24 protein-coding genes are annotated in these 26,536 nt (G+C 50.8%); 4 read left to right on the top strand and 20 right to left on the bottom strand.

Annotated elements, in window-relative coordinates; translation table 11 throughout:
* Window positions 1–215: 215 nt before the first annotated feature.
* The gene (gene ompC, locus B3X29_RS18990) at window positions 216–1,331 is read left to right on the top strand and encodes a porin OmpC (RefSeq protein WP_159339413.1); all 1,116 of its coding nucleotides are present in this window, start codon (window positions 216–218) and stop codon (window positions 1,329–1,331) included.
* A 68-nt stretch (window positions 1,332–1,399) separates the two neighbouring features.
* On the opposite strand, the gene B3X29_RS18985 is transcribed toward ompC, so the two are convergent.
* The 3 genes from B3X29_RS18985 to B3X29_RS18975 all read right to left on the bottom strand — a co-directional run bounded on the left by B3X29_RS18985 (window position 1,400) and on the right by B3X29_RS18975 (window position 2,727).
* Window positions 1,400–1,822: a GFA family protein gene (locus B3X29_RS18985; RefSeq protein WP_159339414.1), complete on the bottom strand. Its 423-nt coding sequence runs from the start codon at window positions 1,820–1,822 to the stop codon at window positions 1,400–1,402.
* Window positions 1,823–1,905: 83 nt separating this feature from the next.
* Window positions 1,906–2,412, bottom strand: coding sequence for a hypothetical protein (locus tag B3X29_RS18980; protein ID WP_103179828.1), 507 nt, complete (start codon window positions 2,410–2,412; stop codon window positions 1,906–1,908).
* A gap of 237 nt (window positions 2,413–2,649) precedes the next feature.
* Entirely contained in the window at window positions 2,650–2,727 is a 78-nt protein-coding gene (locus B3X29_RS18975) for a hypothetical protein (RefSeq protein ID WP_225759512.1), read from the bottom strand.
* Window positions 2,728–2,973: 246 nt separating this feature from the next.
* Here B3X29_RS18975 and ttcA point away from each other — a divergent pair, with 246 nt between their 5' ends.
* On the top strand, window positions 2,974–3,909 hold the full coding sequence (gene ttcA, locus B3X29_RS18970; RefSeq protein WP_103822179.1) for a tRNA 2-thiocytidine(32) synthetase TtcA: 936 nt from the start codon (window positions 2,974–2,976) through the stop codon (window positions 3,907–3,909).
* A 44-nt stretch (window positions 3,910–3,953) separates the two neighbouring features.
* Here the strand turns inward: ttcA and dbpA are convergent, their stop codons facing one another.
* The 4 genes from dbpA to B3X29_RS18950 form a co-directional block, all read right to left on the bottom strand.
* Window positions 3,954–5,327, bottom strand: coding sequence for an ATP-dependent RNA helicase DbpA (gene dbpA / locus B3X29_RS18965; protein WP_103179830.1), 1,374 nt, complete (start codon window positions 5,325–5,327; stop codon window positions 3,954–3,956).
* A gap of 28 nt (window positions 5,328–5,355) precedes the next feature.
* On the bottom strand, window positions 5,356–5,532 hold the full coding sequence (locus B3X29_RS18960) for a hypothetical protein (protein ID WP_269776161.1): 177 nt from the start codon (window positions 5,530–5,532) through the stop codon (window positions 5,356–5,358).
* A 282-nt stretch (window positions 5,533–5,814) separates the two neighbouring features.
* Window positions 5,815–6,798, bottom strand: a complete 984-nt coding sequence (gene zntB, locus B3X29_RS18955; protein WP_103179832.1) for a zinc transporter ZntB — start codon at window positions 6,796–6,798, stop codon at window positions 5,815–5,817.
* 154 nt (window positions 6,799–6,952) lie between these two features.
* Entirely contained in the window at window positions 6,953–7,921 is a 969-nt protein-coding gene (locus tag B3X29_RS18950; RefSeq protein ID WP_409454948.1) for a methyl-accepting chemotaxis protein, read from the bottom strand.
* A gap of 693 nt (window positions 7,922–8,614) precedes the next feature.
* Between B3X29_RS18950 and B3X29_RS18945 the strand changes: the two genes are divergently transcribed.
* Together B3X29_RS18945 and B3X29_RS18940 are read left to right on the top strand one after the other, a co-directional pair.
* A complete protein-coding gene (locus B3X29_RS18945; RefSeq protein ID WP_159339416.1) occupies window positions 8,615–9,847 on the top strand; it encodes a sensor domain-containing diguanylate cyclase in 1,233 nt (410 codons plus the stop codon).
* A 53-nt stretch (window positions 9,848–9,900) separates the two neighbouring features.
* A complete protein-coding gene (locus B3X29_RS18940; protein WP_159339652.1) occupies window positions 9,901–10,467 on the top strand; it encodes a DJ-1/PfpI family protein in 567 nt (188 codons plus the stop codon).
* A gap of 79 nt (window positions 10,468–10,546) precedes the next feature.
* Here B3X29_RS18940 and B3X29_RS18935 read toward each other — a convergent pair whose 3' ends face one another.
* The 13 genes from B3X29_RS18935 to B3X29_RS18875 all read right to left on the bottom strand — a co-directional run bounded on the left by B3X29_RS18935 (window position 10,547) and on the right by B3X29_RS18875 (window position 26,534).
* A complete protein-coding gene (locus tag B3X29_RS18935; RefSeq protein ID WP_231736498.1) occupies window positions 10,547–11,782 on the bottom strand; it encodes a hypothetical protein in 1,236 nt (411 codons plus the stop codon).
* A gap of 2 nt (window positions 11,783–11,784) precedes the next feature.
* Entirely contained in the window at window positions 11,785–12,048 is a 264-nt protein-coding gene (locus tag B3X29_RS18930; protein WP_103179835.1) for a PAAR domain-containing protein, read from the bottom strand.
* 169 nt (window positions 12,049–12,217) lie between these two features.
* Window positions 12,218–13,261: an SEL1-like repeat protein gene (locus tag B3X29_RS18925; protein ID WP_159339417.1), complete on the bottom strand. Its 1,044-nt coding sequence runs from the start codon at window positions 13,259–13,261 to the stop codon at window positions 12,218–12,220.
* Between the two features lie 66 nt (window positions 13,262–13,327).
* Window positions 13,328–14,380, bottom strand: coding sequence for a DUF6396 domain-containing protein (locus B3X29_RS18920; protein ID WP_236560455.1), 1,053 nt, complete (start codon window positions 14,378–14,380; stop codon window positions 13,328–13,330).
* A gap of 3 nt (window positions 14,381–14,383) precedes the next feature.
* A complete protein-coding gene (locus B3X29_RS18915) occupies window positions 14,384–14,599 on the bottom strand; it encodes a hypothetical protein (protein ID WP_231736501.1) in 216 nt (71 codons plus the stop codon).
* The gene (locus B3X29_RS18910; protein WP_236560456.1) at window positions 14,599–15,495 is read right to left on the bottom strand and encodes a phospholipase D-like domain-containing protein; all 897 of its coding nucleotides are present in this window, start codon (window positions 15,493–15,495) and stop codon (window positions 14,599–14,601) included. The genes B3X29_RS18915 and B3X29_RS18910 overlap by 1 nt, the downstream gene beginning before the upstream one ends.
* A gap of 127 nt (window positions 15,496–15,622) precedes the next feature.
* Window positions 15,623–19,015: an ImcF-related family protein gene (locus B3X29_RS18905; RefSeq protein WP_290561720.1), complete on the bottom strand. Its 3,393-nt coding sequence runs from the start codon at window positions 19,013–19,015 to the stop codon at window positions 15,623–15,625.
* 21 nt (window positions 19,016–19,036) lie between these two features.
* On the bottom strand, window positions 19,037–20,218 hold the full coding sequence (locus B3X29_RS18900) for a hypothetical protein (RefSeq protein ID WP_159339419.1): 1,182 nt from the start codon (window positions 20,216–20,218) through the stop codon (window positions 19,037–19,039).
* A 3-nt stretch (window positions 20,219–20,221) separates the two neighbouring features.
* Window positions 20,222–20,479: a PAAR domain-containing protein gene (locus tag B3X29_RS18895; RefSeq protein WP_103179839.1), complete on the bottom strand. Its 258-nt coding sequence runs from the start codon at window positions 20,477–20,479 to the stop codon at window positions 20,222–20,224.
* Between the two features lie 472 nt (window positions 20,480–20,951).
* Window positions 20,952–21,923, bottom strand: a complete 972-nt coding sequence (locus B3X29_RS18890; RefSeq protein WP_290561718.1) for a formylglycine-generating enzyme family protein — start codon at window positions 21,921–21,923, stop codon at window positions 20,952–20,954.
* Window positions 21,924–22,129: 206 nt separating this feature from the next.
* A complete protein-coding gene (locus B3X29_RS18885) occupies window positions 22,130–23,101 on the bottom strand; it encodes a formylglycine-generating enzyme family protein (RefSeq protein WP_236560457.1) in 972 nt (323 codons plus the stop codon).
* 205 nt (window positions 23,102–23,306) lie between these two features.
* Window positions 23,307–24,275, bottom strand: a complete 969-nt coding sequence (locus tag B3X29_RS18880) for a formylglycine-generating enzyme family protein (protein ID WP_236560458.1) — start codon at window positions 24,273–24,275, stop codon at window positions 23,307–23,309.
* Between the two features lie 12 nt (window positions 24,276–24,287).
* Window positions 24,288–26,534, bottom strand: coding sequence for an ATPase (locus B3X29_RS18875; RefSeq protein ID WP_159339422.1), 2,247 nt, complete (start codon window positions 26,532–26,534; stop codon window positions 24,288–24,290).
* Window positions 26,535–26,536: the final 2 nt, after the last annotated feature.

The following is a 26,536-nucleotide window of genomic DNA, read 5'->3' as shown; positions in this document are numbered from 1 at the left end:
GGATAATTTTAGTTTTATATGGATTAATTAAACACATTCACCAAAATTATGACCATTTCTACAGCAGTAATTTCTTTAGATTTTACTTACCTGGTAACAATTATGTTTTATCGCTAAAAGAGAGAGTGATTTAGCATGGGACATCTTTCCAGCGCAGGAAGTTCCGTGGAAAGTTAAAAAATATTTAAATAAAAATAGCGTAAGGATTAGTCACAATGAAAAGAAAAGTACTGGCTCTCATGATTCCAGCTCTTTTAATGGCTGGCGCAGCAAATGCAGCAGAGGTTTATAATAAAGACGGCAATAAATTAGATCTGTACGGTAAAGTAGACGGTCTGCATTATTTCTCCGACAACAGCGGTGCTGACGGCGACCAGACCTATATCCGTATGGGCATTAAGGGCGAAACCCAGATTAACGATACCCTGACCGGCTACGGTCAGTGGGAATACAACGTCCAGGCAAACAACACGGAAGACTCTGGCAATCAGTCCTGGACCCGTCTGGCGTTTGCCGGTCTGAAAGTCGGCGATTACGGTTCATTTGATTATGGCCGTAACTACGGCGTGCTGTACGACGTGGAAGGCTGGACCGATATGCTGCCAGAGTTCGGCGGCGACTCCTACACCAAAGCCGATAACTTCATGACCGGCCGTGCGAACGGCGTTGCAACCTACCGTAACAGCGATTTCTTTGGCATGGTTGAAGGTCTGAACTTTGCCCTGCAGTACCAGGGTAACAACGAAGGCGATAATAACGGTAACGAAGGCACCAACAACGGCCGTGACGTGCGTTATGAGAACGGTGACGGCTTCGGTATCTCTACCTCCTACGACTTCGGCATGGGCCTCAGCGCAGCGGCGGCCTACACCTCTTCTGACCGTACCAACGACCAGGTGAGCAATACGACTGCGGGCGGCGACAAAGCGGATGCCTGGACCACTGGCCTGAAATATGACGCCAACAATATCTATCTGGCGGCCATCTATTCTGAAACCCGTAACATGACCCCTTATGGTGACGGTAAAAAAGCCAACACGGTAGCCAACAAAACCCAGAACTTTGAAGTTACCGCACAATACCAGTTCGATTCTGGCCTGCGTCCGGTAGTCTCTTACCTGCAGTCGAAAGGTAAAGATCTTGATAACGGCCAGGGCGATCAGGATCTGGTTAAATATGCTGAAGTGGGTGCGACTTACTACTTCAACAAAAATATGTCCACCTATGTGGATTATAAAATCAACCTGCTGGACGAAGATGACCAGTTCTACAAAGACAATGGCATCAGCACCGATGACATCGTCGCATTAGGTCTGGTTTACCAGTTCTGATGAAATGAGCCCGCGTTACGGCGCGGGCTACCTGAGACAAGATAAATGGCCTCTCTGCTGTATAGCGATCACTTCTCCGCTTTCCCCGTTGCGCTATAGCGCAGCACTCCGGCCACCCCTCCGCCGCCATCATTGGGATGAACGCGCCCTTCCATTACCAGAACCTCCGGGAAATCAAACGGCGAGACGCCTTCAATGTAGGCAACGTTAACACCATACTGATCCGGATTTGAGCGACGCTGGTGGAAAGTGTAAATCCCGCAGACAGAACAAAAATAGTGCACAGCCGTCTGGGTGTTGAAACGATACTCGGTCAGCAGCGACTCGCCCTGAATAATCGTGATACCGGATAACGGCGCCGAGACCGCAATCGCCCCACGCATCCGGCAGAATGAACAATTACAGCGGCGGATAGTATTGAACCCGTCAGAGAGCTCAACGGTGAACCGGACCGCACCGCAGTGACACTGAGCAGAAACTCTATTCGACATTACAGGCTCCTTGCGTTAACCATGCCCTCACAGGCGGCGTGACGGCACGCCGCGTCCTGGCTAAGTGTACGCCAGGCTTCCCGTCAGCGCCGGATATATTCCTCCGCGCTCTTTTTCAGATACGCCTCCTGAAAAATCTGTTCTGAATAGGTGAGCTTCATGACGGACGATAAATAGGGGGCGTCGAGTTCGATTAAATCTTCGTCATTCTGGTATTTGGCGTATTTATCACCGGCGAAAGAGATCTGTTTTTTCACCACCACATATTTATGCGCCAGCATACTTTCGACTTCATCAAAACGGCTCTTATCCAGCTCCAGCATAATGGCGGTAATTTTTCCGCTCTTATTGAAGATCACCGCGTTATTTTTCACCCCCTCTAAACCCAGCTCCCGGTTCGGAATGGAGAATATATCGCCGTCGCTCCACTTACTGCGCCCTTCATGCAGGGACGAGGGATAGGCTTTAATAAATTGTTGTAGCGTGGTTTTACCTAACGTCAGCCCCATTGCGGTGGTGTTCGCCCGGGCGACTGAAGACATTGCGATTAAAATGAATATACTCACGATCAGTTGCCACTGTTTGCCCATCGTTATCACCTCATCGTATTAGTCTGTTTTTGCTCACCATCGTCTCTGTTACCTGGCACTCCTCAATCGTACAGGGTCAATTATTAATGGCCTATGCCTCTTTCTGGTGAGTGCACGGCACAGATACAGTACGAGTTACTGAGCGGCAGTGAGACATGTCGCGAAGGTATGTGACGGGGAAAGGCGATAAAAAAGCCACCAGTAAATACTGGTGGCGCGGGTATTACTCACGGTCAGCTATTTTTTGACGGGTTGGGGTTTTTTATCACCCGATTCCGGCGCCTCGCGCGGGTCATCTTTTTCAACATACTGCATGAGTACCTCCCGTTGTTGTGGATGGACTACTACTATAGCGTTGGTTGCCAATATACAGCCAGGCGGCAAACGGTAAAAAAACCCAACGCGTGGAACAGGATGATTACGCGCTGTAAAACGTGCTGACATTCATCGCCGTAATCCGTACCATACACGCCATACTTTTTCATGTTGACCTGCTGCCCCCCTTTTAATGGGGGAGCCGCCTGAGCTGCTTTAGCCACAAACGAATTGAGCCACTATTAAATGTCGCAAAATCAAGATATTACCAAGAAAGAACAGTATAACCTTAACAAGCTTCAGAAGCGTCTTCGCCGCAATGTGGGTGAAGCCATTGCCGATTACAACATGATTGAAGAAGGCGACCGCATCATGGTCTGCCTGTCTGGCGGCAAAGACAGCTACACCTTGCTCGAAATTTTGCGCAATCTTCAGCAAAGCGCGCCGGTCAATTTTTCGTTAGTGGCCGTCAATCTGGATCAGAAGCAGCCGGGCTTCCCGGAGCATATCCTGCCGGAATATCTGGAGAAGCTGGGCGTCGAATATAAGATTGTTGAAGAGAACACCTACGGCATCGTTAAAGAGAAGATCCCGGAAGGGAAAACCACCTGCTCGCTCTGCTCTCGCCTGCGCCGCGGCATTCTTTACCGTACCGCGACAGAGCTGGGTGCAACCAAGATCGCTCTGGGTCACCACCGCGATGACATTTTACAGACGCTGTTCCTGAACATGTTCTACGGCGGCAAAATGAAGGGTATGCCACCGAAGCTGATGAGCGACGACGGGAAGCACATTGTGATCCGCCCGCTCGCCTACTGCCGCGAAAAGGATATCGAACGTTTTGCCGAGGCCAAAGCCTTCCCGATCATTCCGTGCAACCTGTGCGGCTCACAGCCAAACCTGCAGCGTCAGGTGATTGCCGACATGCTGCGTGACTGGGATAAACGCTATCCTGGCCGAATCGAAACCATGTTCAGCGCAATGCAGAATGTGGTGCCTTCGCACCTCTGCGATATCAACCTGTTTGATTTCAAAGGAATTCAGCACGGTTCTGAAGTGGTAAACGGCGGCGATCTGGCGTTTGACCGCGAAGAGATCCCGATGAAACCGGCGGGCTGGCAGCCTGAAGAGGATGACACCCAGCTTGATGAGATGCGCCTGAACGTTATCGAAGTGAAATGATTTTTAAGCGTCTCAGCATCCACGCTGAGACGCTTCCCGCCCGCTTATTTCAGCAGACGAACCCGGCAGCTTTTGCCTTTAATCTTGCCGTTTTGCAGCTGTTTCCACGCTTTCTGCGCCACAGACTGACGCACCGCCACATACACGTGCGCCGGATGCACCGCGATTTTACCAATGTCTGCCCCGTCCAGCCCGATATCACCGGTCAGCGCCCCCAGTACATCGCCGGGACGCATTTTGGCTTTTTTACCGCCGTCGATACAGAGCGTTGCCATCTCTGCCGCCAGCGGCGTAATGGTGACGTTAGCCGGGGCATCAACCCAGTTCAGTTTGATTTGCAGCATTTCCGCCAGGATGTTGGCACGCTGTGCCTCTTCCGGCGCGCAGAAACTGATCGCCAGGCCGCTGTTACCGGCTCGCGCGGTACGGCCAATACGATGAACATGTACTTCCGGGTCCCAGGCCAGCTCGAAGTTCACCACCAGCTCCAGGGATTTAATGTCCAGGCCGCGGGCGGCGACGTCGGTGGCGACCAGCACGCGGGCACTGCCGTTGGCGAAACGTACCAGGGTCTGGTCACGGTCGCGCTGCTCAAGATCGCCATGCAGCGCCAGGGCGCTCTGTCCCGCCTCGGCCAGCGCATCGCAGACCGCCTGGCAATCCTTTTTGGTGTTACAGAACACCACGCAGGAGGCAGGCTGGTGAATGCTGAGCAGTTTTTGCAGCAGCGGGATTTTGCCCCGCTGGGTGGTATCAAAAAACTGCTGCTCAATGGCGGGCAGCGCGTCCACAGAATCAATTTCAATGGCGAGCGGATTTTGCTGCACGCGTCCGCTAATGGCGGCGATCGCCTCCGGCCAGGTAGCGGAGAAGAGCAACGTCTGGCGCGTTGGCGGCGCAAAGCGGGTCACTTCATCAATGGCGTCGCTAAAGCCCATGTCGAGCATCCGGTCGGCTTCATCCAGCACCAGAGTTTGCAGCGCATCAAGCGAGACGGTGCCTTTCTGCAGGTGGTCGAGCAAACGCCCCGGCGTAGCAACAATAATGTGCGGGGCATGCTGCAAAGAGTCACGCTGTGCCCCGAACGGCTGTCCGCCGCAGAGGGTCAAAATTTTGGTGTTTGGCAGAAAACGCGCCAGACGACGTAACTCTCCTGCGACCTGATCCGCCAGCTCGCGCGTCGGGCAAAGTACCAGCGACTGCGTCTGGAACAGCGTGGCGTCAATCTGCTGTAACAGCCCAAGACCGAAGGCAGCCGTTTTACCGCTGCCGGTTTTGGCCTGTACACGGACGTCGCGTCCTTCCAGGATCGCTGGCAGCGCGGCAGCCTGTACAGGGGTCATGGTCAGATAACCCAACTCGTTCAGGTTATCGAGTTGGGCGGCAGGCAGTACGTTCAGCGTTGAAAAAGCAGTCACAGTTATTCTCGCGGTAAAAGACTCACAGTCAGCAGGCGCGTATCCTCGCAGATCTCCGCCTCTGATGCGACATTTTAATCGGCACTTCGTCCGGTGGTGGATCCGGCATCGGTTGTGGGCGTGGAATCGGATCGGGAACCGGCACCGGATCAGTAGGCACCGGGTCCGATTGCCGCAGGGGTTGCAGCAGCAGTGATAAAAGCATGGCCATATAACCCTCCAGAAGAACGCGTTTGTCTCTTTTAGGTTAGTCGCTGCTGAGTTGCAGGCAAAAAAAAGCCGACTTATTTAAGTCGGCGTCGTACGAATCAATTTTGCTATGCAGTAATTCAAAAAAGGAAGTAAGACAATATGGAGCGCAACGCCCATCGCTTGACGTTGCATTCACCTGCGGAAGAGATATTGCACCTTATGGGTAAATCGTTTTTTGACTTCGCTCAATTAAAATAGCGTTTTAAGAAATTCATGGCGTCGAAAAAATGTAAATTTACAACCATTTACTGCGATGCAACCACCATGCAACACCACCAATCAAAACGACTAACATGATGCAAAACAGTGAGAAGCCGAAGCGGAAATCGCCGCCGGGGATCCCCCCCAGGTTGACGCCAAACAGGCCTGTCAGGAAGGTGCTGGGAAGAAAGACCATCGCCATCAACGACATGGTGTAGGTTCTGCGCGAGAGCGACTCCTGCATCACCTGCGAAATTTCATCGGTCATGACTGCCGTTCGTGCGATACAGGCGTCAATTTCATCCAGCCCGCGCCCCAGTCGCTCGGCGATATCCTGCATTCTGCGACGGTGATCGTCACTCATCCAGGGAAACCGTTCGCTCGCCAGCCGGGCATAGACATCCCGCTGAGGCGCCATATAGCGGCGCATAACAATCAGCTGCTTTCTTAATAACGCCAGAAAACCGCGGGGGGGGATTTGCTGGTCGATGAGATTATCTTCCAGATCGATAATCTTATCGTGCAGCTCTTCGATAAACTCGCTGGCATGATCGGTCAGCGCGTCGCAGACGTCCACCAGCCAGCCTCCACAATCTTGCGGACCGGTGCCCTCTTTTAAATCGCCGACGACATCATCCAGCGCCAGCACTTTGCGCTGCCGGGTCGAGACAATAAGCCGCTCGTCCATATAGAGGCGCATCGCCACCAGCTGGTCCGGGCGCTCATCGGTGCTGCCGTTAATGCAGCGCAGCGTAATCAGTGTCCCCTCGCCCATGCGGGTGACGCGAGGCCGCAGGCTCTCCCCGGCCAGCGCGTCGCGCACGTTATTGGGTAACAACGGCGTAGAGGCCAGCCAGTTGGCGCTCTCCGGGTGGGTATAGTTCAGATGTAGCCAGCAGGGATGCTGCTGATCGATAGTATCGTCGTCGGTGAGCGGCCGCGCCCCGCCTTTTCCATCCAGTAACCACGCAAATACTGCGTCAGGAACGTTAACTTCCGATCCTTTTATGCCTTCCACAGCGCCTCCGCCAGTAGCCTTTCTTTGCTGTCAGTCTAGCCACCCTGCCAGCTTAAGCAATATTTTCTCCCGGCATCGCGCTGAATTTATTCATAAAAGAGATTAATCCGGTTCCCTGGACACGATGAGAAAGCCTGGCGAACCAGGCTTATTATCAGGCTCGTGCGGGTAAGGCTCCACCCTCGTACAGGGGCGCCGTGGATGCCGCTTCCAGACGGAAGTTACGGGTACGGGTTTGCAGTTCATCAACCTGATTTTTCAGCACGGCTGATGAACCCGACAGCTCTTCAACCATCACCACGTTACTCTGGGTCACCTGCTCCAGGTCGCTCAACGCCTGGGTGATCTGGACGATGCCCTTTTCCTGCTCGTCGGTAGAGGTGGAGATCTCATCCATCAGTTTGCTGACCTGCCCGGAGCCGCTGACGATGTCGTGCATGTTTTTCTCAGCCTCCGCTACCACCATCGCCCCCTGACTGACGTTGCTGCTGGTGACGTCAATGAGTGACTTGATATTTTTAGCCGCTTCGGCGCTGCGATGCGCCAGGCTACGAACCTCACCCGCCACGACGGAGAAGCCTTTACCATGATCCCCCGCGCGGGCGGCTTCAACCGCGGCATTCAGCGCCAGAATGTTGGTCTGGAAGGCGATGCCATCAATCAGCGTGATGATCTCCGTCATCTGCTGGGCACACTCAGTAATGGAGTGCATGTTGTTGGCAACCTGCCCCATCAGCGCGCCACCTTTTTTTGCCTGAAGCGTGGCGGCACTGGCCTTTTCATTGGCCAGTCGGGTGTTATCTGCCGTATTTTTAGTGGTGGCGGCCATCTGTTCCATGCTGGCGGAGGTCTGAATCAGGGACGCCGACTGTAGCTCGGTTTTAGCGGCCAGCGCCGTGCTGCGGGCGGCGAGCTGTTCCGACAGGGTCATTGCGGTATGGGAAGAAGAGCGGATCTCACGCACCAGCGTAGCGAGATTGCTGGACAACGTATTGATTCCCGGGATCAACCGGCCTGCACAGTTATTACCAAATTCAGGGATGCTCACCCCCAGGTTGCCCGAGATAACCTCTTCGATGCTCCTTTTCACGGTGTTGATTGGCACAACCAGATATTGCGTCATGTAAACCCACAGAAAAACCCACGCGACGAGAAATAAAGAGTTTAGCAAAATTAACAAAGATGTTTGCGGTGCTAAAAATATAACCAGGCCATCAATAACGATAAACACAACTAGCAGATAACTCAGAATAAAAGTCCTCACACTTATATTTCTAAGCATAATAGATCCTACAGCGGTATTTTCAGAAGGTAATCACTATATAGCATTCAGTTTTTATTTTTTCACTCTGATTTCGCAGAGGCAAAGTTTTAATATTTAACATTTTATAATTTGCGTTAGGGAGAAACTTAATTTCACAAACACTCCTGTAAACAAATACGCTTTCAAAATCAGCCTGCTCTTATGACCATTAGCGCTACAAATGGTTGGTATCGCTATTTAAACCTTTATACTTAAGCCACAAATCAGTTTCGACAGAGAATATTTAGCTATGCTTAAATAACGTAGCGTGAATAACAAAAATTGTATTAATGCTTTTAACAGCAGCGATCTGATAGTGAATTAAACAGTTGGTTTCACGTGACAGCGGCGAATGAAAATTTACCAGTTGGTAAATTTAATACGAAATTCATACGGATATCACAAAAAAAACCTGTCCGATCGGATGAACTAGAGTATGTTTCAGAGAAGCCCACGCGTACCGCTCCGTCGTGGTCCTCAGGTATTTGAAGTGCCAATAAATGAGACTGACCTATGTCGCCTTCAGGGTTTGATGCACTGGACATGCTTAGAACGCCCGTATGGTTGGTATCCCCGGTAACGGAGGATGTGCTGTTCGCCAATACGGCAGCCAAAATGCTCATGCAGAATGCGACGCTGGATGTCATGCGTAAAGGCGTTTGCTCGGCCCATGCGCAGGCGACGCTTGCGATGTATGTTCCCGATTTAAAGGCACGTCAGGAGATCGTCGAAGTCTGGAGCGTGCGGGTCGATGACCAGCCAACCAGCCTTACCTGTCACCTCTCGTTGGCCGTTTTTGACACGATCGGTGAGGTGATTGTCTTCGAAGGCGTCGCCCGACAGCCGGTAACGGGACTTAAAGCCACTCGCTCAGGCACCTATCAGCGCAAGAAACAGGGCTTCTACGCCCGCTTTTTCCAGACCAACAGCGCCCCGATGCTGTTAATCGACCCTGCCCGCGACGGCCTGATTGTGGATGCGAATCTCGCAGCCCTCAATTTTTATGGCTACTGCCACGAAGAGATGTGCAGCAAGCACACCTGGGAGATCAACACGCTGGGACGCAATATTATGCCGGTGATGATGGAGATCGCGCGCCTGCCCGGCGGCCATAAACCGCTCAACTTTATCCATCGCCTTGCCGACGGAACGACCCGGCACGTACAAACCTATGCCGGCCCCATTGAGATATACGGCGATAAGCTAATGCTCTGCATCATTCATGATATCACCGAGCAAAAACGGCTTGAGCAGGAGCTGGAACACGCCGCGCTGCGCGACTCGCTTACCGGGCTGCTCAACCGCCGCCAGTTTTATCACCTCACCGATCAAACCTCACCAAACCATCTGCCGGCACAGCAGGAGTTCAGTCTGTTGCTGGTGGATACCGATCATTTTAAGCGTATCAACGATCTGTTTGGGCATCAGAAAGGCGATGAGGTGTTGATTGCCCTCGCGCGGATGCTGGAAAGCGGTAGCCGTAAAGATGATTACGTGTTCCGCTGGGGCGGCGAGGAGTTTGTCCTGCTGCTGCCCCGCACGTCACTGGATGCGGCCATGCAGATCGCAGAGACCCTGCGCACGGCAATCGCCCGCATTGCCATTCCCGGTCTACCCCGCTTTACTGTAAGTATTGGCGTTGCGCGGCATAACCCGGACGAGAGTATCGACGATCTGTTTAAGCGCGTGGACGATGCGCTCTATCGCGCGAAAAATGATGGTCGTAACAAAGTGCTGGCGGCGTAACTGCGCCTGCTGGCGTCCTCTGTTTTTCACTTTATTTTTGAGGAGTGGTGATGATGAGCAAGAAGATCCTGATGCTGGTCGGCGATTACGCGGAAGATTATGAAACCATGGTCCCCTTTCAGGCTTTGCAGATGATTGGCCATCAGGTTGATGCGGTCTGCCCTGATAAAGCTAAAGGCGATTTTATCATGACGGCGATCCATGATTTTGACGGTGCCCAGACCTACAGCGAAAAGCCCGGCCACCGCTTTGTTCTCAATGCCGATTTTACTACGGCGAAAGAGGCAGATTACGATGCCCTGTTAATTCCCGGCGGACGCGCGCCGGAATATTTACGCCTGAATAAGAAGGTACTCGAACTGGTGCGGGCCTTTGACAAGGCAGGTAAGCCGATTGCCGCCGTTTGCCACGGCCCACAGCTGCTGGCTGCCGCTGGCGTTCTTAAAGGACGAACCTGTAGCGCCTACCCGGCCTGCGCGCCAGAGGTCCGCCTCAGCGGTGGCGAGTATGCCGATATTGGCATCGACCAGGCGCACGTCGACGGCAATCTGGTTACCGCGCCCGCCTGGCCTGCCCATCCGCAGTGGCTGGCAAAATTTGCTGAGGTATTGCAGCAGTAAGCGGCTAAAGAGAGCCGTGACAGGCTGGTGGTTTCAGGCCAGCCTGTCGATATAGTTATTAATTGCTGACATCCATTTTTTAGCTCTTTATTTCAGAAGCAGATGTCACCATCGTCACCCACAATGGTCGGTCAACGACGCCTTCGCCACTTATAGTAAGCTGCGGTTTACCCTCGGAAATGTGTTCAACTGCACACGCAATCACTGACCAGGGTGCAGCAGGACCAGGATAGCCCAGGCTAGTGTCCAGATTGTACAAATCCTGTCCTATGTTTACAGGGCTCGACATGGCCATCAGTCCTGTAGCGATAGCCTGACTCCACTTCGCATTAACCCCTACCAGCCAGCCCACTGAAACGTCTTTAGCCTGGATCGGAACCCAATCTAACGCGCGTTCAAGAGCATAATGAAAATCTTCGTTACTCATCCCATGCATACGCTCCGGGCGATGTAAGAGAGCTAGCGGCTTCAGGCTATCAGCTTCCTGTGGATGGCTTCTCAACAATAAACCAACCACAACCTCTGCTGTCCCTTCAATCTCTTCGGGAGCCACCTGCACTGCGACGATCAATAACATCGCCCGGCTATCCATATTACCGTCCAGCCATTCATCCACCACCTCAAGCCCTCTGCCTTCAATATACGTTACTGGTTGCCGGATCTGGCTTGCAGCCCAGCACCGGTGCCAGATTAACTGTATCTGACGTTGAGACAATCGACTGTTGCTCTCCACAAGCACTGTGAGGGGTATATCGGCTGGAACAGATGCGAGCGCGTGACTCATTTCCTCGAGGGTATCACTTAATTCTCTACTCAAAAGCTGTTCTGGCGTCTCGTCATCAATAAGAGCCAGCCGGCTATGACGTTTACCTTCATCACTTTGCCAGGAGGCTTGAGTTCTTAAAGCCTGATTCTTACCCTGCAGAGCCTTCCTTTGCATTTGGCCATCTCTATCGCCATGCTCACGCAGAGCAGTGCGCAGACTGACATCTAAAACAGCCAGGCAACGTCGCCCCCTTTGGATTTGGTGTTGAAGAATTTGTTCACGTACTTCATTACTCCCATCAGCCGTTGCTTGTACTCCTCTATACCAGACGATGCGTACCAACAGCAGGCTCATCCAAATCAGGGCTGGAAATACAAGCGCCGTTTCCCAAAACTCTGCTGCATCAATTACAGATTTCCCTTGGTTGTTCAGAATTGCCCAGGCCGTACCGACCAGGCATCCGCCCAGCAGTAATAACAGCCATAGCCACCATTTGGGCAATTCGGGCTGGGGAGCGGGTGCAGGAATTTGTTTCAGATTTACAGGCATATTTAACGTACCGCCGCTTGTGGCAAGCTGGAAATTAACTGGCAGCCACAAGCGCACCGGTGGCCATGGAATGCAACGGGTACACCGTGATCCATAAAAGTGGGATGCCCTTCAGCAATAACATTTTGTCCATGACCTATGATTGGGCAAAATACAGGATCCCCCAACCGCGCCACGCCGATGCCCCCAAATTTCATATTAAGGGAGCCACTTAGCACTTTACCGCCACCGGTATGCGTATCGCCTATACGAATGATTCCTTTCATGGGTTTACTCCCCTTAGTTGCGTTAACAACGCTGCGATCGCTTACTGCTCATAATAAAGAGCAGTAAGTGATGCATTTGTTTTGGATAAAAATCGATTAGCTGCAGAAACGCATAGCCGCTTATGGAGCTCAACTTGCCGCTGCGACACAGCAGCCGGGCTAGGCTGGTTTAGTCGAAATCAGGGGATTCGGGCAGCGGCCTGCCCGTCTCCGGGTTGAGCTGCTTCGCTTTCGCCAGCGCCGCTATCAGCGCCGCGCTGGGTTTTGGCGGTGGCACATTGGCCTTCCACGCTTCCAGCCATTTAAGTTTTCCGTCCCACTCAGGGAGCGGCGCAGGGGGGAGAGGTACGATATCATTGATTTCCGGAACCGTAGGGTGGGCCCAGGAGTATTTTGCCAGCACTTTGCCTATCTGCTCGTAACGCCGGGCACGCTCCGAATCTTTTTCTAACGCCAGATAGAACAGTCTGTCCGTTGGTTCGGGGCCGGCAAAACCGTGCCCCAGGAAACCCGCAGAACCTGAGTCTCCCGCTCTCACCCCCAACTGGAATGCCTCAACTGCCTCCGGATATTTTTTCTCAATCGCAAGCATATTGCCTAATGAATTAGCCGCTTTCCCCTCTTCCTGCTTAGCAGCACAGTAGAGCATCTGCATGGCTATCTGTGGTGCCATTTTTGCCGGAGAAAGTTTTTCACCGATATAAGCCTGTGCCTGAGGGTTACCCTCATCCGCCGCCTTGCGGTAATAGCGCAGCGCCATCTCCGGATCCTGCGCCAGTCCTGCCGCACCGTGCTCCAGATAGATGGCAATAAAGTAGTATCCGGTCGCTATTTTTGCATCGATCAGTTGCTGGCTCAGGCGCAGACGCTCAGGACTGCTCAGCGAAAAACGCCCGCGCAGTGCCCCGTTCTGCAGGTTGATACTGGCTTTGTAATGCCCGTTTTCTGCCGCGATACGATACAGGCGCGCAATTTCCGTATCCAAATCTTTATCCCGGTTGATCAGGTTGTTTTTCTGCAACCAGCGGGCATAGTTAAACAGCACATCTGCATCAGCATCTGCTTCAGGAATAATCTGGTGTTTACAGGTAAACGCCAGCCGGGGGTTAATATCGGTCAGCGGGTTCATGGGCGCATTCCTGTAGGTAATGCTCTGGTCACAGGCGACCAGTAACAGGCAGCCCAGCACTGTCTGTATGACTGTCCTTTTCATCCCTCTCACTCTCTTTCCCTAATGTCAGTGCATTAACGCCAGCGATAACTCGCTGCCGGAAGAGTCTTACGCCTCGCCCACCAGACGCCAGTCCACCGGTCTTTCCTCCCGGAGCCACTTATCCTGCAGCGGCCAGGGGCGTGAACGAAACATCTCCACCGCCTGTGTCGGCATCACAGTACCCTCGCGGAAGTAACGGATAGTGTTATCAGCGGAGCCATCATGGGGTATCCATGCCGGCTGCCAGTAGCCGCTTTTGGGGCACGGCTCACCGCTGCGGCACATCAGCTGCGCCACGCTGTCCTTCTCGAAATCCGGGGATTCGGGCAGCGGCCTGCCCGTCTCCGGGTTGAGCTGCTTCGCTTTCGCCAGCGCCGCTATCAGCGCCGCGCTGGGTTTTGGCGGTGGCACATTGGCCTTCCACGCTTCCAGCCATTTAAGTTTTCCGTCCCACTCAGGGAGCGGCGCAGGGGGGAGAGGTACGATATCATTGATTTCCGGAACCGTAGGGTGGGCCCAGGAGTATTTTGCCAGCACTTTGCCTATCTGCTCGTAACGCCGGGCACGCTCGTCGTCTTTTGGCAGGCCCAGATAGTACAGAGTATTTGTTGGTTCGGGGCCAGCAAAACCGTGCTCCATGAAACTGGCTGAACCTGAATCTCCTGCTGCAACTCCTAGCTGGAATGCCTCAACGGCTTCCGGATATTTATCATCAATTGCAAGCATTATTCCTAATGATTTAGCAGCTTTCCCTGCACCCTGCTTAGCAGCACAGTTGAGCATCTGCATGGCTACCTGCGGAGCCATTTTTGCCGGAGACAGTTTTTCACCTACATAAGCTTGGGCCAGGGGATTCCCCTCATCTGCCGCCTTGCGGTAATAGCGCAGCGCCATCTCCGGATCCTGCGCCAGTCCTGCCGCACCGTGCTCCAGATAGATGACAATAAAGTAGTAACCGGTCGCTATTTTTGCATCGATCAGTTGCTGACTCAGGCGCAGACGCTCAGGACTGCTCAGCGAAAAACGCCCGCGCAGTGCCCCGTTCTGCAGGTTGATACTGGCTTTGTAATGCCCGTTTTCTGCCGCAATACGGTACAGGCGCGCAATTTCTACATCCACCGTTTAATCCCGGTTAATCAGATTGTTTTTCTGCAACCAGCGGGCATAGTTAAACAGCACATCTGTATCAGCCGACGCCTCAGGAATAATCTGATGTTTACAGGTAAACGCCAGCCGGGCGTTAATATCGGTCAGCGGGTCCATGGGCGCATCCTTGTGGGTATTGTTCTGGTCACAGGCGACCAGAAGCAGGCAGAATAAAATTAAGAGTCGTTTCATCAGTCCAGGTCACTCAGCGTCGGTTTGTTATAGAAGAATTTAATCAGTGAAGCTTCGGGACGTTTTTTTCCTGAGCCCTGATATTTTTCATTTTTATCCAGAAGATCCCCCCATTCCTTAAATGCCTTCGCCGGATCATCCTGCCCCCCTTTCCCATTAGTATGCAGATTCCATAACCGCCGCCGTAAATCCCGCGTCACGCTAGCCCACTCATGAGCAATATTCATTTCACTGTCCACCTGCATACTGCGCGTATTGATATTGGCTGAGCCATGTGTGGTAAACACATCATTCACAATCATTAATTTGGAATGAATATAAACAGGCATCCATTCATCCGCCGGCGAGTCTGGTGCGACTAATGAACAGATATGAACCTTCAAGCCGGGGCGTTCTTCAGGCAGTATCTCACTGTTTTGAATTTCATCCGCCCTCTTTTTAAAATCAGCAATTCTCTCACTTACCTCGCGGTTATATTTATGTATTTCGCCCGGGTCGATATACCCAGGCGCACTACTGAACCTTTCTTTACTAAGTTGGCCGACCTTACGCAGTCTGGTCACTTCAGGAATAGTATTAGCCTGGCCGAGCGTCTCCAGCATGCGCTGGGTATTAACGGTTCCGGCGCCAATACCTTCATCTGTTACGTTAGTCACAACAAAAAGATATAATTCGCGTCCCGCTTTACTCTGTCTTTCCGCAATCTGATTAATCAGTTCCGCCAGCGGCGGCCAGCGGAAATACTGATTTTCGATATAGATAAATTGTGTCGCATTATTCACCGCCTTCAGATAGAGCGTCTCAATATCCTGTTTCCCTGCCTGCACCTGAGTTCGTAATAACTGTGCCAGTAATGGAGTGCCGTAATCAGGTCTTGGTTTAAGATTTTTAGCCACAACGGCAGCATTACGGATAGTCAGCAGATCCTGACCGGTTTCTTTACGCCACGCCGTGGCAAAATTATGGTGAAGATGCTCCAGAATCGGGCCGGTGACCTGGCTGGAAATATCCTGCCGCGGCAGTTTACCATTCTGTCTGTAAACCAGTTACTGATGCCCTGACGCTGAATATGGCTTTCGGAAGAGTGAAGTTACGTAACTTCAGCAGCGCCAACGGCCCTTCGCCAGCCTCGGTTCGCAGGGTATAGTTCAACGGCCTGCCGTCGTGCGCTCGCCAGCTCAGACTCCAGCTGCTACCCGATCCGGCATAACGACTTACGGTGGCCTGATCAAGCAGGCGAATCCAACCCCAGACGCCGGACATGTCAGCATACTGCCGTGTTCCGGCCTGGGTGCTTACCCAGCTGAGGGCCGCACCTGGCCCCTCTGTATCAGCAGGCCAGTTAATCCTTTTCCAGGTGGGCATCTGATTCATATAGGTGAGCTTCTGGCTGTCGATCACCAGCGTGGTTTGCATAATGCCATCGGCCGTACCGGGGCGAAGCTCAAACGACAGCCCGGCCTCCCCTCGAGTAAACACCACATCAGAAATGTGGCTCAGGGTATCCACTGCCTGTAAGAATTCCGGATTAAAGGTCAGGCCCTGAGCGTTGATGCTGTCCGGTACCCAGTGACTCCCCTCTTTATGGAGCACGCCATTAAGTCGGGTCTGCAAAAAGCGGGTGATACGCCCGGAATCGGCATTAAGGTATTTCGCCAACAAAGGAAGCGACACCTCGCCGCTCGCATCTTTAAACGGATATCGTCCACCAAAAGCCGTATTCCAGTCATTTACCACTGCACTTTGCCACTGCGAGTTAAGGCTTTCTGCTGCAGGCGTCAGTACCTGTTGCCAGGCCTGCTCCATCGGACGCACAAATACCGTCTGCCCGAAACCACTCCACTCCTGGCCGAGCCCCGCCGCCACCAGACTGCCGTAATCGCGGGTTTCGGTTAAATCCACCGCCTTACCCTGAAACACGGTCTGCGCCAGTGCCTGGGTCATCGCCTGCGGGTCAGCAGCATTGGTCACCTGCTGAAGGCGCAGGCGAACCTGGGTAACGCGTGTGAGAAAAGTCTGTAGATTCAGGTTACTGGTTTGCGTTCCACCATCCCGGCTAACCATCAATGCCAGTACGGGGCCGAAAGTCGCATCCAGTGGACCGTGCGTACCCCCGCTCTGGTCAATGACTGGCTGTTTATCACTGCCCAGAAGGTGTTTAGCGGATTTCACCAGTGAATCCGCTATCGCTTCACCGGTCTCTCCGGCGCGTCCCTGAACGTTAAGAGTATTCATCAGCGCCACCAGTGGAGACTGACGGACATCCGCCATCAGGGTGAGTTGGTCAATGGCATCTGACAGGGTGGCAGTTTTTCGAAGCCGCAGGCTGTTGAGAAAATCCAGCCAGGCGCCGCTGTAATCCGCGAAATAGCGTGCCGTCAGGCGTTGTTTCAGCGCCTCCGGCGAGACCTGATGCGTCATGCGTTGCTGGCTGTCACTCAGCACCCAGTCCATTTCTTCTCGACGCTCCTTCACCACCTTATCGATGGCAGCTTGTACCGTTTCGTCCCAGGCCTGTCGGGTGAACATGCCCGGTACCACCTCATCGGTGGTGAACAGGCGCTCGGCGTCTGTGTCACCGGCCATGTCCGCCAGACGCATATCGGCATACTGGTTCGCCACCTGAGCGAGCATCTTCTGGTAGAGCGTGGACTCGCTGTTGCGCCTCCCCATCTGGCCTATTAACAGAGTGCGAGCCTGGCTCACCAGCATATCGTCGGCATGCAAACGCCACTGAGGATGTGACGCAAGGCTGGCACCGTAAAATGCCAGCAACGATGGCCCACTGCCCTGCCAGATACTGCTGGTTGAGCCTGAAGGCTGCGGCCAGTTACGCATCAGCGTGGCGGAGAACCACGCGGCGTCCATTTTTTCCGGACGTGCGAGCATCAGGTACAGCTTTAACTGATCGTAAGCGGATTTTGCCAGCCTTTCACGCAGCGGGCTTTCTGGAGGGAGTTGCACGAATGCATACAGCTCCTGGTGAAGATGCTTTGCAGCCGCATCGCGCAATAGCGGCTGTGCCAGTTCCCCGTAGCGCGGATAGAGTGCCGACAGCAGAGCATTGTTCTGGCTCAGGCCGCCACGGGTGTACCAGGGTACGCCGTGCTGTGATCGGTATTCCAGCCGGGCAAGGGTCTTCTGTAGTTCAGTCAGGGCCTGCAAATGTGCTACCGGCGGCTGCTTTTCTGCCGACGCCTTCTGCAGTTGCTCCTGTGCAGTTGCCACCAGACTGCGGTTGGCAATAAATGAGACAGCCATCGACGCGCCCCAAAGGAGGAGCAGAGCAGCAGCGGTGAGGGCATATGCCTTCGTCCAGGAAAACCCCGTTTTCTGCGCCTGTAGTCCGGCGGGTAAATAGAGAACAGAATCCTGAATGATATCCCAGCGGTTATCACGTCCCCAGTGATGTTTCACGCTGCGTTCACCGCCGACAGTCGCCGGGCTGAAGACCACGCCGGCCAGCGGTAGCGGACGGTACGGATTAACCAGCACTGATAACGGCTCCGCTACCGTTTCCGGTTTACGGGTAAGCTGGTCGGCCAGGCTGAGCAGGAAATGATATTGTGGGTCAGTGCATGCCTGCTGTATCCCCTGCCCGGTCAGGTGCGGTATCAATCCGGCCAGTTGTGCGGCAAGCGTCTGCGGAGAGCATTTTGCGGGCAACAGGCAGCCCACTGGCTGAGTGATGCGTCCCGGCTGGTCACCGGAACAGGAATGCAGCGACCAGACATACAGGGGAAGTTTCCAGCCCAAGACTACATAGCGGCGGCTCAGGGCATGGGATAGTAAATCCATGGTGTCCAGTGAGAGTGCGGGACTCGCGCTGCCCTCTATATCTGGCAGTCTGTCCAGACCTGACGTCACCCAAACCATACCGTCCGCGGGGCGACGGCGCAGTTTACGTAGAGCAATCAGCCAGTCGGAATCCAGATGGGTCGCCGGATCACCCCCCCACAGCAACAGTGTTCCCTGATCTTCCTGCCAGAGTTCCTGCGTGAGTTTTGGGGTGAGCCGCTCAATATCAGCCACGCTTCCGGTAACGAGCAAAATACGGGTTTTGCGTGACCATGTGCGACCGTAAATATGGCGAAGATACAGACGAATACTCTTGAGCTCCTCATTGTATTTGCCCACTTGAGCAGATAATAAATCGTCCCGATGAGGTCTTTTGCCTGACAATTCCCGGAGTTGCTGGATAAAGCTCTGTGAGATGAACCACTGCCCCAGCCGGGCAAATACATCGTCAAAGAACAGAATAAATAAACAAGCACCAGCTACAGCGAGCGATAAAGCCAGTTTTTCCTCTGTAGTAATAAGATGAACGAGAGGGTTTTCAATCCAGATAAGAAAGCCACCGACGACCACAATCAGCAGGATAATTAACCATGAACTGAGGCGCTTTTTCTTTTTCACATCGCTTTCCTTTGCGTAAGATTAAGCGGGACGGACAATCACCATTTGTATGGTTTTAGCGTCAGCTATCAGCCATTGAGCCAACCCTGAAACAGTAGCGTGCTCACAAGCGCAAATTAACATGATGTTGCCTACAGCCGTCCCCGGTTTGCCAAAAACATCATCCAAAATCATTTCTCCTTTCTTTCCTTTCAAATAGCCCTGCTTATCCATTGATTGAAGAAGGTTAACCAGCACATCGCCATTTACCTGCGAGCGCCATAAATACCAGGGTGAATCGGGGGTCATCTTTCCCCAGCAAGCCACATCAGTAACAGATTCGTCATTTCTATCAACAACAACCGGACGATGTATCCAAATTTGCGGCTTTGTGTGCTGCCGCTCCAGCCATGAGGGAGATGCCAGCAATAGGGCAGATACTGATTCCGCTTGTTGATTGCGGGGCTGGAGAAACAAATTGATCTCAATGGAAAGAACAAGCGATGCATCTTTCCTGTCAAGCCATTCATCTATCCACATCACTCCATCGTTATGCTTAACAATATTGACTCTATGTACAGCAACTGATGCCGGAAATATCTTTTGCCAGATATCGAGAATATGTTCATTGTCCAGCGTGCCATCATGAAGAAGGCGGACAGACAGATTACCGGTAAACTGAAGCAACTCAGCATTCAGTTGGCTGACAACATGTTTAAGTAATGGCTCAAGCCGTGACTGATATCCTGTTTCAAGGAATATTGTTAATGGAGGAGAAAGTGAGGCCGTAGTCAGCACAGACTGGTGGGTCAGAGAATACTGTGTCTGAAGGGCTGTCCCACCTCGTAAAAGCGCTACAACAAGTTTGTTACTGGCAATCGGTGTAACATAGCTCATTCCCAGTACGCCAACTGCTCGTTGACCCAGAATAATTTGCTCGTCATACTGTTTCTGATGTAAATGATTCCACCAAAGTATGCGATCGCGTTTGTTCTCATAGTGCCGCAACCGGATAATGTAACCTGCCAGCCCAAAAGCGAAAGGGGTCACCAGCGTACAGTACCAGAACCAGGCAGAATGCGTGGATAGCCCCCTGGGCCAGAGATAAAGCGCCAGTGTTGCCCCCGCAACCACACATAATGCAATTACAATTAACCAGCGCGACTTATCCGGAGGAAGAGGTAGCTGCTTCATCTTCGGGTTTTGTTTAAGATCAACTGGCATAAATTAGCGCTTTCCGGCATTGGGTAATGAAGAAATCAACGTACAACCACAGCCACAACGATGACCATGCAGAGCAACTGGCTTTCCATTAATCTTTGAGCCTTCATCACCCTCTATAATATAAGTCTCGCCATGTACGGGACAGAATACTTTATCCATTAGGCAGGCTACTTCCAGCCCCATAAATTTCACACCGGAACTACCTTCAAGTACGGTGCCACCATGGGTAGTTTTATCATAAATACGAATAACACCATGCATAATCCCTCCTTATGCCAGAAAATACATCGTCCCGAATAAGACTATCAATATAAGAATCGACCAAGCCAAATTGAAACAATACTTACCAACAAAGCTTTTTTCGATCCACCAACCGGATTTATTAATCACCTCAAAAACAGGGTTTTTCTATCTGCGTTACTAAATTCATCAGAGTGTTGTTCTCCAATCGTACCATCCGTTTTTATTCCCCATGATTTTCCGAAACTAAACTCCTTGCGCCTTCCCCATTGCGCTTGTTTCTTGAAACCAACTCGGCCTGTACTTATCCCCGCTTTGATTGTCGGGTATTGACTCAGATCACAGCTCGCGCAACTGATTAATAAACCAGAAAAACCACTGTTCAATAAAACAATTTTTAATGATCTGTCCCTGACACCCGAACTCGCTCAAGAACGGTTCCGCCAGGGGAGTTTTTTCATTAATACGAATGCATAAAAATCTACCTGCAAAATTAATGCTCGACTGGTTCAGAAAGGTTGACCACACAACGTGCTGTTTGGTTAGGTAAAACTATACTGTCTTCAGGAACACGCGGTGAACGAAAGGTTCGTCCCACTGTTGAACCAACTATTCCATTGTAGGTATCTGAAGACCTCGCCACTTTCTGATATCCCTTTCCTTTGTATTTGAACTCAGGTTTTTCAGGTCCCTGAGGATCCTTTGTGGGTGAGTTTTTATAATAATCAGGATCATACCAGTCACTGACCCATTCGAAGCCGTTTCCGGCCATGTCGTAGATACCAAGGGGGTTGGGTGGAAAAGCATCACCCGGTAAGCTGGAGTAAGACCTCAGATGGGTTCCACTTTTTAAGGCATATTGTTGCCTGTCAAATTCAGTACCAAGATTGATGCCCCTGTTTTTTCCGCCGCTGTGAAATTCAATGTCTGCTTTGCCCGTATTGGTGGGTAAAACCACAAATTGTCCGCGGCTTCGGGCGGCGTACTCCCACTGCGCTTCGGTTGGCAGGGAGAAAGGCAGGCCCGTCATTTTCCCCAGCCAGGCGCAGTAATCTGCCGCCTCATACCAGTCAATTCTGGCGGGTGTTTCGGGCGTACTGTTATATTCTGCCCATTTATCTTTTAATGCATCACGAACGTCTCTTACAGGCCGGTGATGGTAATCCAGAAACAGGTGATAATCCCGGTTGCTGATTTTGAATTTGCTCATTGAGTAGCTGGTCAGTTCCACCCTGTGCAGGGGTTTGCTGTCCGGATAAGGGTCAATCTGACCGCCATATAGCTTCTCGCCAAAGTCCCCCATTTCAAAACCACCGCCTTCGACAAAAACCAGGTTTGTTTTTATATTTTTAATAAAGTTATTTAGTTCTGCCTGTTTCACCTTTTTATCATTTTTCGATGATTCCGGTTTATCACAAGCAGTTAACAACAACACTGACGTTATTATGACAAGTAATTTATTCACAGATATCTCTCCTCAGACCAGTGCCTGATTATCAGAGAGTGGGCCAAATTCCCCCATCCGGGGATATAACGGGTTAGTGCCCTGCGCCAGTTTATAATCGTAGGTATTGTTCATTGCCAGAGCGTAGCCCCACGCAACCTGATCACGAATGCGGGACTTAATGATGTCCAGCTCATCATCACGGTTCAGGCCTTTCTGTAAAAACCTTAGTCATTGACGATAATAGGAGTGTTAACAACACATCTTGCAGTCATATCCCCCAGAAAATAATCATTTTCTGTAACTCTTGGATGTCTGAAGGATCTGTCTACAACAGAACCAACAATTCCGTTATAGCGTTCAGAGGAGCGAACAACTTTCTGATAGCCATCGTTTTTATATTTATAGGTCGGATGAGTCGGCCCTTGAGGATCCTTTGTTGGGGAATTTTTGTAATAATCTGGATCGTACCAGTCTTTAACCCATTCATAACCATTCGCGGACATATCATATACTCCTAGCGGGTTCGGAGGATAATTATCACCTGGCAAACTTGAAGCGGAACCAAGAATAGTTTTTACTTTCTTTGAGTACGATTCCCTGTCAAAGCTAGTAGCTATATTTATACCTTTGTCCTTTCCTCCAATACGATGTTCAACTTCCGCCTTTCCTGTATTTGTCGCTACACTAAGAAATTTTCCACGGCTTCTTGCAGCATATTCCCATTGAGCTTCGGTAGGTAAGGAAAATGGCTTTTTGGTAATTTCACCTAACCAATTACAATAACTTTCCGCTTCATACCAATCTATATGCGCAGGCGTATTTGGTGTTACATTTAAGTCATCATACCATTTTTGCAAGCTTTTTTTGACCTCCCTTCGCTTTAACCCCTTACTGGCTAGATAAAAATCATACTCTTTATTTGTGATTTTAAGCTTACTTATTGAAAATCCATTCAATTCAATTTTGTGCGAAGGCTTGCTATCAGAGTCAGGATCTATTTGCTGACCAAAAATCAGCCCGCCAAAGTCACCCATTTCAAAATCACCGCCTTCGACAAAAACGAGGTTTGTTTTTATACTTTTAATAAAGTTATTTAGTTCTGCCTGGCTCACCTTTTTATCATTTTCCGGCGATTCCGGTTTATCACAACCAGTTAACAACAACACAGATATTATTATGCTAAGTAATTTATTCACAGATATCACTCCTCAGGCCAGTGCCTGATTATCAGAGAGTGGGCCAAATTCCCCCATCCGGGGATATAACGGGTTAGTGCCCTGCGCCAGTTTATAATCGTAGGTATTGTTCATTGCCAGAGCATAGCCCCACGCGACCTGATCACGAATGCGGGACTTAATGATGTCCAGCTCATCATCACGGTTCAGGCCTTTCTGTAAAAAACTAGTTATTGACGGAAACGGGAGAGTTGACCACACAACGTGCTGTTTGACTGGGTGGAATACTGTCTTCAGGAACACGCGGAGAACGAAAGGTTCGTCCCACTGTAGAACCTGTTATTCCGTTATAGCTGTTTGAAGATCTCATGACTTTCTGATATCCCTTTCCGTCATATTCGAATTCAGGCTTTTCAGGTCCCTGAGGATCCTTGGTGGGTGAGTTTTTATAATAATCAGGATCATACCAGTCGCTGACCCATTCGAAGCCGTTTCCGGTCATATCGTAGATACCAAGGGGGTTGGGCGGATAAGCATCACCCGGTACATTTGATAATTCTTCAAGATGCGTATTATTCTTTCTTGCGAATAATTTTCGATCGTAACTGGTACTTATGTTTATTCCACGATCTTTTCCTCCGCTGTGAAATTCAATGTCTGCTTTGCCCGTATTGGTGGGTAAAACTATAAATTGTCCGCGGCTTCGGGCGGCGTACTCCCACTGCGCTTCAGTTGGCAGGGAGAAAGGCAGGCCCGTCATTTTCCCCAACCAGGCGCAGTAATCTGCCGCCTCATACCAGTCAATTCTGACGGGTGTTTCGGGCGTACTGTTATACTCTGTCCAATCATCCTTCAATGCAGCGCGCACTTCTCTTACTGAGTGGTGATGATAATCCAGAAACAGATGATAATCCCGGTTACTGATTTTGAATTTGCTCATTGAGTAGCTGGTCAGTTCCACCCTGTGCAGGGGTTTGCTGTCCGGATAAGGGTCAATCTGACCGCCATATAGCTTCTCGCCAAAGTCCCCCATTTCAAAACCACCGCCTTCGACAAAAACCAGGTTTGTTTTTATATTTTTAATAAAGTTATTTAGTTCTGCCTGGTTCACCTTTTTATCATTTTTCGAGGATTCCGGTTTATCACAAGCAGTTAACAACAACACAGATATTATTATGCTAAGTAATTTATTCACAGATATCACTCCTCAGGCCAGTGCCTGATTATCAGAGAGTGGGCCAAATTCCCCCATCCGGGGATATAACGGGTTAGTGCCCTGCGCCAGTTTATAATCGTAGGTATTGTTCATTGCCAGAGCATAGCCCCACGCGACCTGATCACGAATGCGGGACTTAATGATGTCCAGCTCATCATCACGGTTCAGGCCTTCCTGTAAAAAGGTCCGAAGCTCGGATTCCTGCCAGGATACCAGTGCGTCCTCACTCATCGGATGCGACAACGCCAGATCCGTTCCATCCTTCGAACAGTGGGTCATCACTTTTGTCCATTCACGTCTGGTCTGGATAGTAGACAGAATATTGATAATAGCTTTCTTGCGGTCATGATAAATATCCGGAATAAAGCCATCACCTCGATTGTTAATATCAACATGATCCCAGAACCCATGTCGTGTAAGCAAATACAATAAGTTCCCCTTTGCTTCGGGAGTAAAACTCAATAACCTTTCAGGAATGGTGTTTAATTCTTTTGCAAGTTGGTTTCGCTTTGAAGATGCATTGACTCCATCAGTCATATCTTCCTGGAACTCTTTAAAAGTAGTACGAATAGTGTCAACCATCGTGTCTATTTTATCAAGCAACTGTACAACCTTATCCTTCATATCAGAAATCAGCATGACACATATTTTGCTATACGCTTTAAATGCATCCTCGACAATCAATTCAAAGAAATGATAATCCAGCCCATATAGCTGATAGGCCAGCCAGGCACCGAAATCTGCCAGCTTTTCGTAACCCACCTCGCATAAAAAAGCCCCTTTGGCTCCAAGACCACAACACAAGCTGGCTGCGATTTTAAAGCAAAACTTACCGTTCAAGAATGTACAATAAAAGGTTGCCCCTCCCCCCAGGCCAGCCATACCGGTAATGCTGGAGCCTATGTTACAAAAATCAACGTATTCAGCGGCAGCCTTTGCCCCCTCTCCCATTTTTCCCTGGTATGCTGTCGCGGCAACAGGCTTTAACCACTGAACACCGCCCTTCAGACCAGCTTCTACTTTCGCCCCGCCAAACAGTTCGGCGCTGCTGGTTACACCTTCATCGCCTTCCTTCATCTTCTTGTGGAATGTCTTGCCGGAAATACGACGCTCATTAAAACGAGGAAGGGTATTCTCGGGATCGCGTTTTCCCATCAGAATCTGTTTCGCACCAATTGTGGTGACCTGTAACTGGCTTTCTATCTGGGCAGAGGCACCAACAAACCCAATCAGTTCAGTTTCTAAATACAGGCGAAGCATGCCCATATTCAGAATATCAGCATTTTCAGGTGTGTACGCCAGTGGCCAGCCCACGCGGTCAGGAAGGTAATAGGTTGCACTGGCAGAGCCTTGTGCAATAGCAAGAACAGCGGAAGCTTCTCCTTTTATAGATAACTTTCCATCTTTGGCATCCCATTCTCCACTGGCACCAGCATTGGCAGTAAAGCGCATGAATTGTGCACCGGCAGAAACATCAACATGATTACCAATTTCTTTCCCGTCAACAATCAGGCTGTTATTCCAGCAATCCGCCCAGTCTGTCAGCGTTTTATCGATTTCTCCGATATCTTCTTTATCCAGGCTGAATAACTCAATACTGGTATCAGGTTTCGGAAATTCTGTTTTCGTGAGCTGTGCTTTTAGCTTTTGGGTATCAATACCTTTCCGGTTACCGTTTTTGTCATAAATAAAAATGCTTTCAGCAGCAGAGGCTTTGTCTTTTGCCTTGAGTGAAACGGTATGTTTCTTTCCGGCTCCCAACTGGTCGTAGTATCCCTTTTTTACGTACACATATTTACTACCGGGGCCGGAGCGCCGCCCGTGCTTCTTCTTTGTAATAACCGGTATCAGTTCGACAACGGTCTCATAGCCTGCCGGAGTGAAGTCTCCCAGTTTATCCCGCAACGCAGCTTTTTTCTCATCCAGAATTTTTTGCTGCGTTGTAGCACTGTCCTCAAGCTCAAATTCCGCAGCGTTTTCGGAAGGGGTACTGAATGCATTGCCATAATTTTCAATAGCTGAAGAGTAGGCCTTACCAGCCTCATGCACATCATTCACTGCTGTCAGTAACTCACCCCAATGGCGATCAAAATCATCACAGGCCTCTTCAGCAAGGATTATCAGTTCTTCAGTATCCGGTCTGAAATAAACAGTGGCAGAAGCGTGGTACACATCCACAGCATTACCATTTTTCTTGCTTAGTGTATTTTGTGCTACAGGTTCACTTTTTCCGTTCATTT

Source organism: Leclercia sp. UBA5076 (assembly GCF_002416465.1).
Lineage (GTDB): Bacteria > Pseudomonadota > Gammaproteobacteria > Enterobacterales > Enterobacteriaceae > Enterobacter.
This window is presented reverse-complemented; position numbering and strand designations above follow the sequence as displayed.

Bases quoted from the DNA above. Each gene is read 5' to 3' on its own strand.
- B3X29_RS18980 (WP_103179828.1), bottom strand. From the start codon at position 2,412: ATGGGCAAACAGTGGCAACTGATCGTGAGTATATTCATTTTAATCGCA.
- B3X29_RS18895 (WP_103179839.1), bottom strand. From the start codon at position 20,479: ATGCATGGTGTTATTCGTATTTATGATAAAACTACCCATGGTGGCACC.
- B3X29_RS18935 (WP_231736498.1), bottom strand. From the start codon at position 11,782: ATGCCTGTAAATCTGAAACAAATTCCTGCACCCGCTCCCCAGCCCGAA.
- B3X29_RS18930 (WP_103179835.1), bottom strand. From the start codon at position 12,048: ATGAAAGGAATCATTCGTATAGGCGATACGCATACCGGTGGCGGTAAA.
- ompC (WP_159339413.1), top strand. From the start codon at position 216: ATGAAAAGAAAAGTACTGGCTCTCATGATTCCAGCTCTTTTAATGGCT.
- B3X29_RS18900 (WP_159339419.1), bottom strand. From the start codon at position 20,218: ATGCCAGTTGATCTTAAACAAAACCCGAAGATGAAGCAGCTACCTCTT.
- B3X29_RS18950 (WP_409454948.1), bottom strand. From the start codon at position 7,921: ATGACGCAATATCTGGTTGTGCCAATCAACACCGTGAAAAGGAGCATC.
- B3X29_RS18925 (WP_159339417.1), bottom strand. From the start codon at position 13,261: ATGAAAAGGACAGTCATACAGACAGTGCTGGGCTGCCTGTTACTGGTC.
- B3X29_RS18940 (WP_159339652.1), top strand. From the start codon at position 9,901: ATGAGCAAGAAGATCCTGATGCTGGTCGGCGATTACGCGGAAGATTAT.
- B3X29_RS18945 (WP_159339416.1), top strand. From the start codon at position 8,615: ATGTCGCCTTCAGGGTTTGATGCACTGGACATGCTTAGAACGCCCGTA.
- B3X29_RS18960 (WP_269776161.1), bottom strand. From the start codon at position 5,532: ATGCTTTTATCACTGCTGCTGCAACCCCTGCGGCAATCGGACCCGGTG.
- B3X29_RS18975 (WP_225759512.1), bottom strand. From the start codon at position 2,727: ATGCAGTATGTTGAAAAAGATGACCCGCGCGAGGCGCCGGAATCGGGT.
- ttcA (WP_103822179.1), top strand. From the start codon at position 2,974: ATGTCGCAAAATCAAGATATTACCAAGAAAGAACAGTATAACCTTAAC.
- B3X29_RS18985 (WP_159339414.1), bottom strand. From the start codon at position 1,822: ATGTCGAATAGAGTTTCTGCTCAGTGTCACTGCGGTGCGGTCCGGTTC.
- B3X29_RS18875 (WP_159339422.1), bottom strand. From the start codon at position 26,534: ATGAACGGAAAAAGTGAACCTGTAGCACAAAATACACTAAGCAAGAAA.
- B3X29_RS18915 (WP_231736501.1), bottom strand. From the start codon at position 14,599: ATGAAACGACTCTTAATTTTATTCTGCCTGCTTCTGGTCGCCTGTGAC.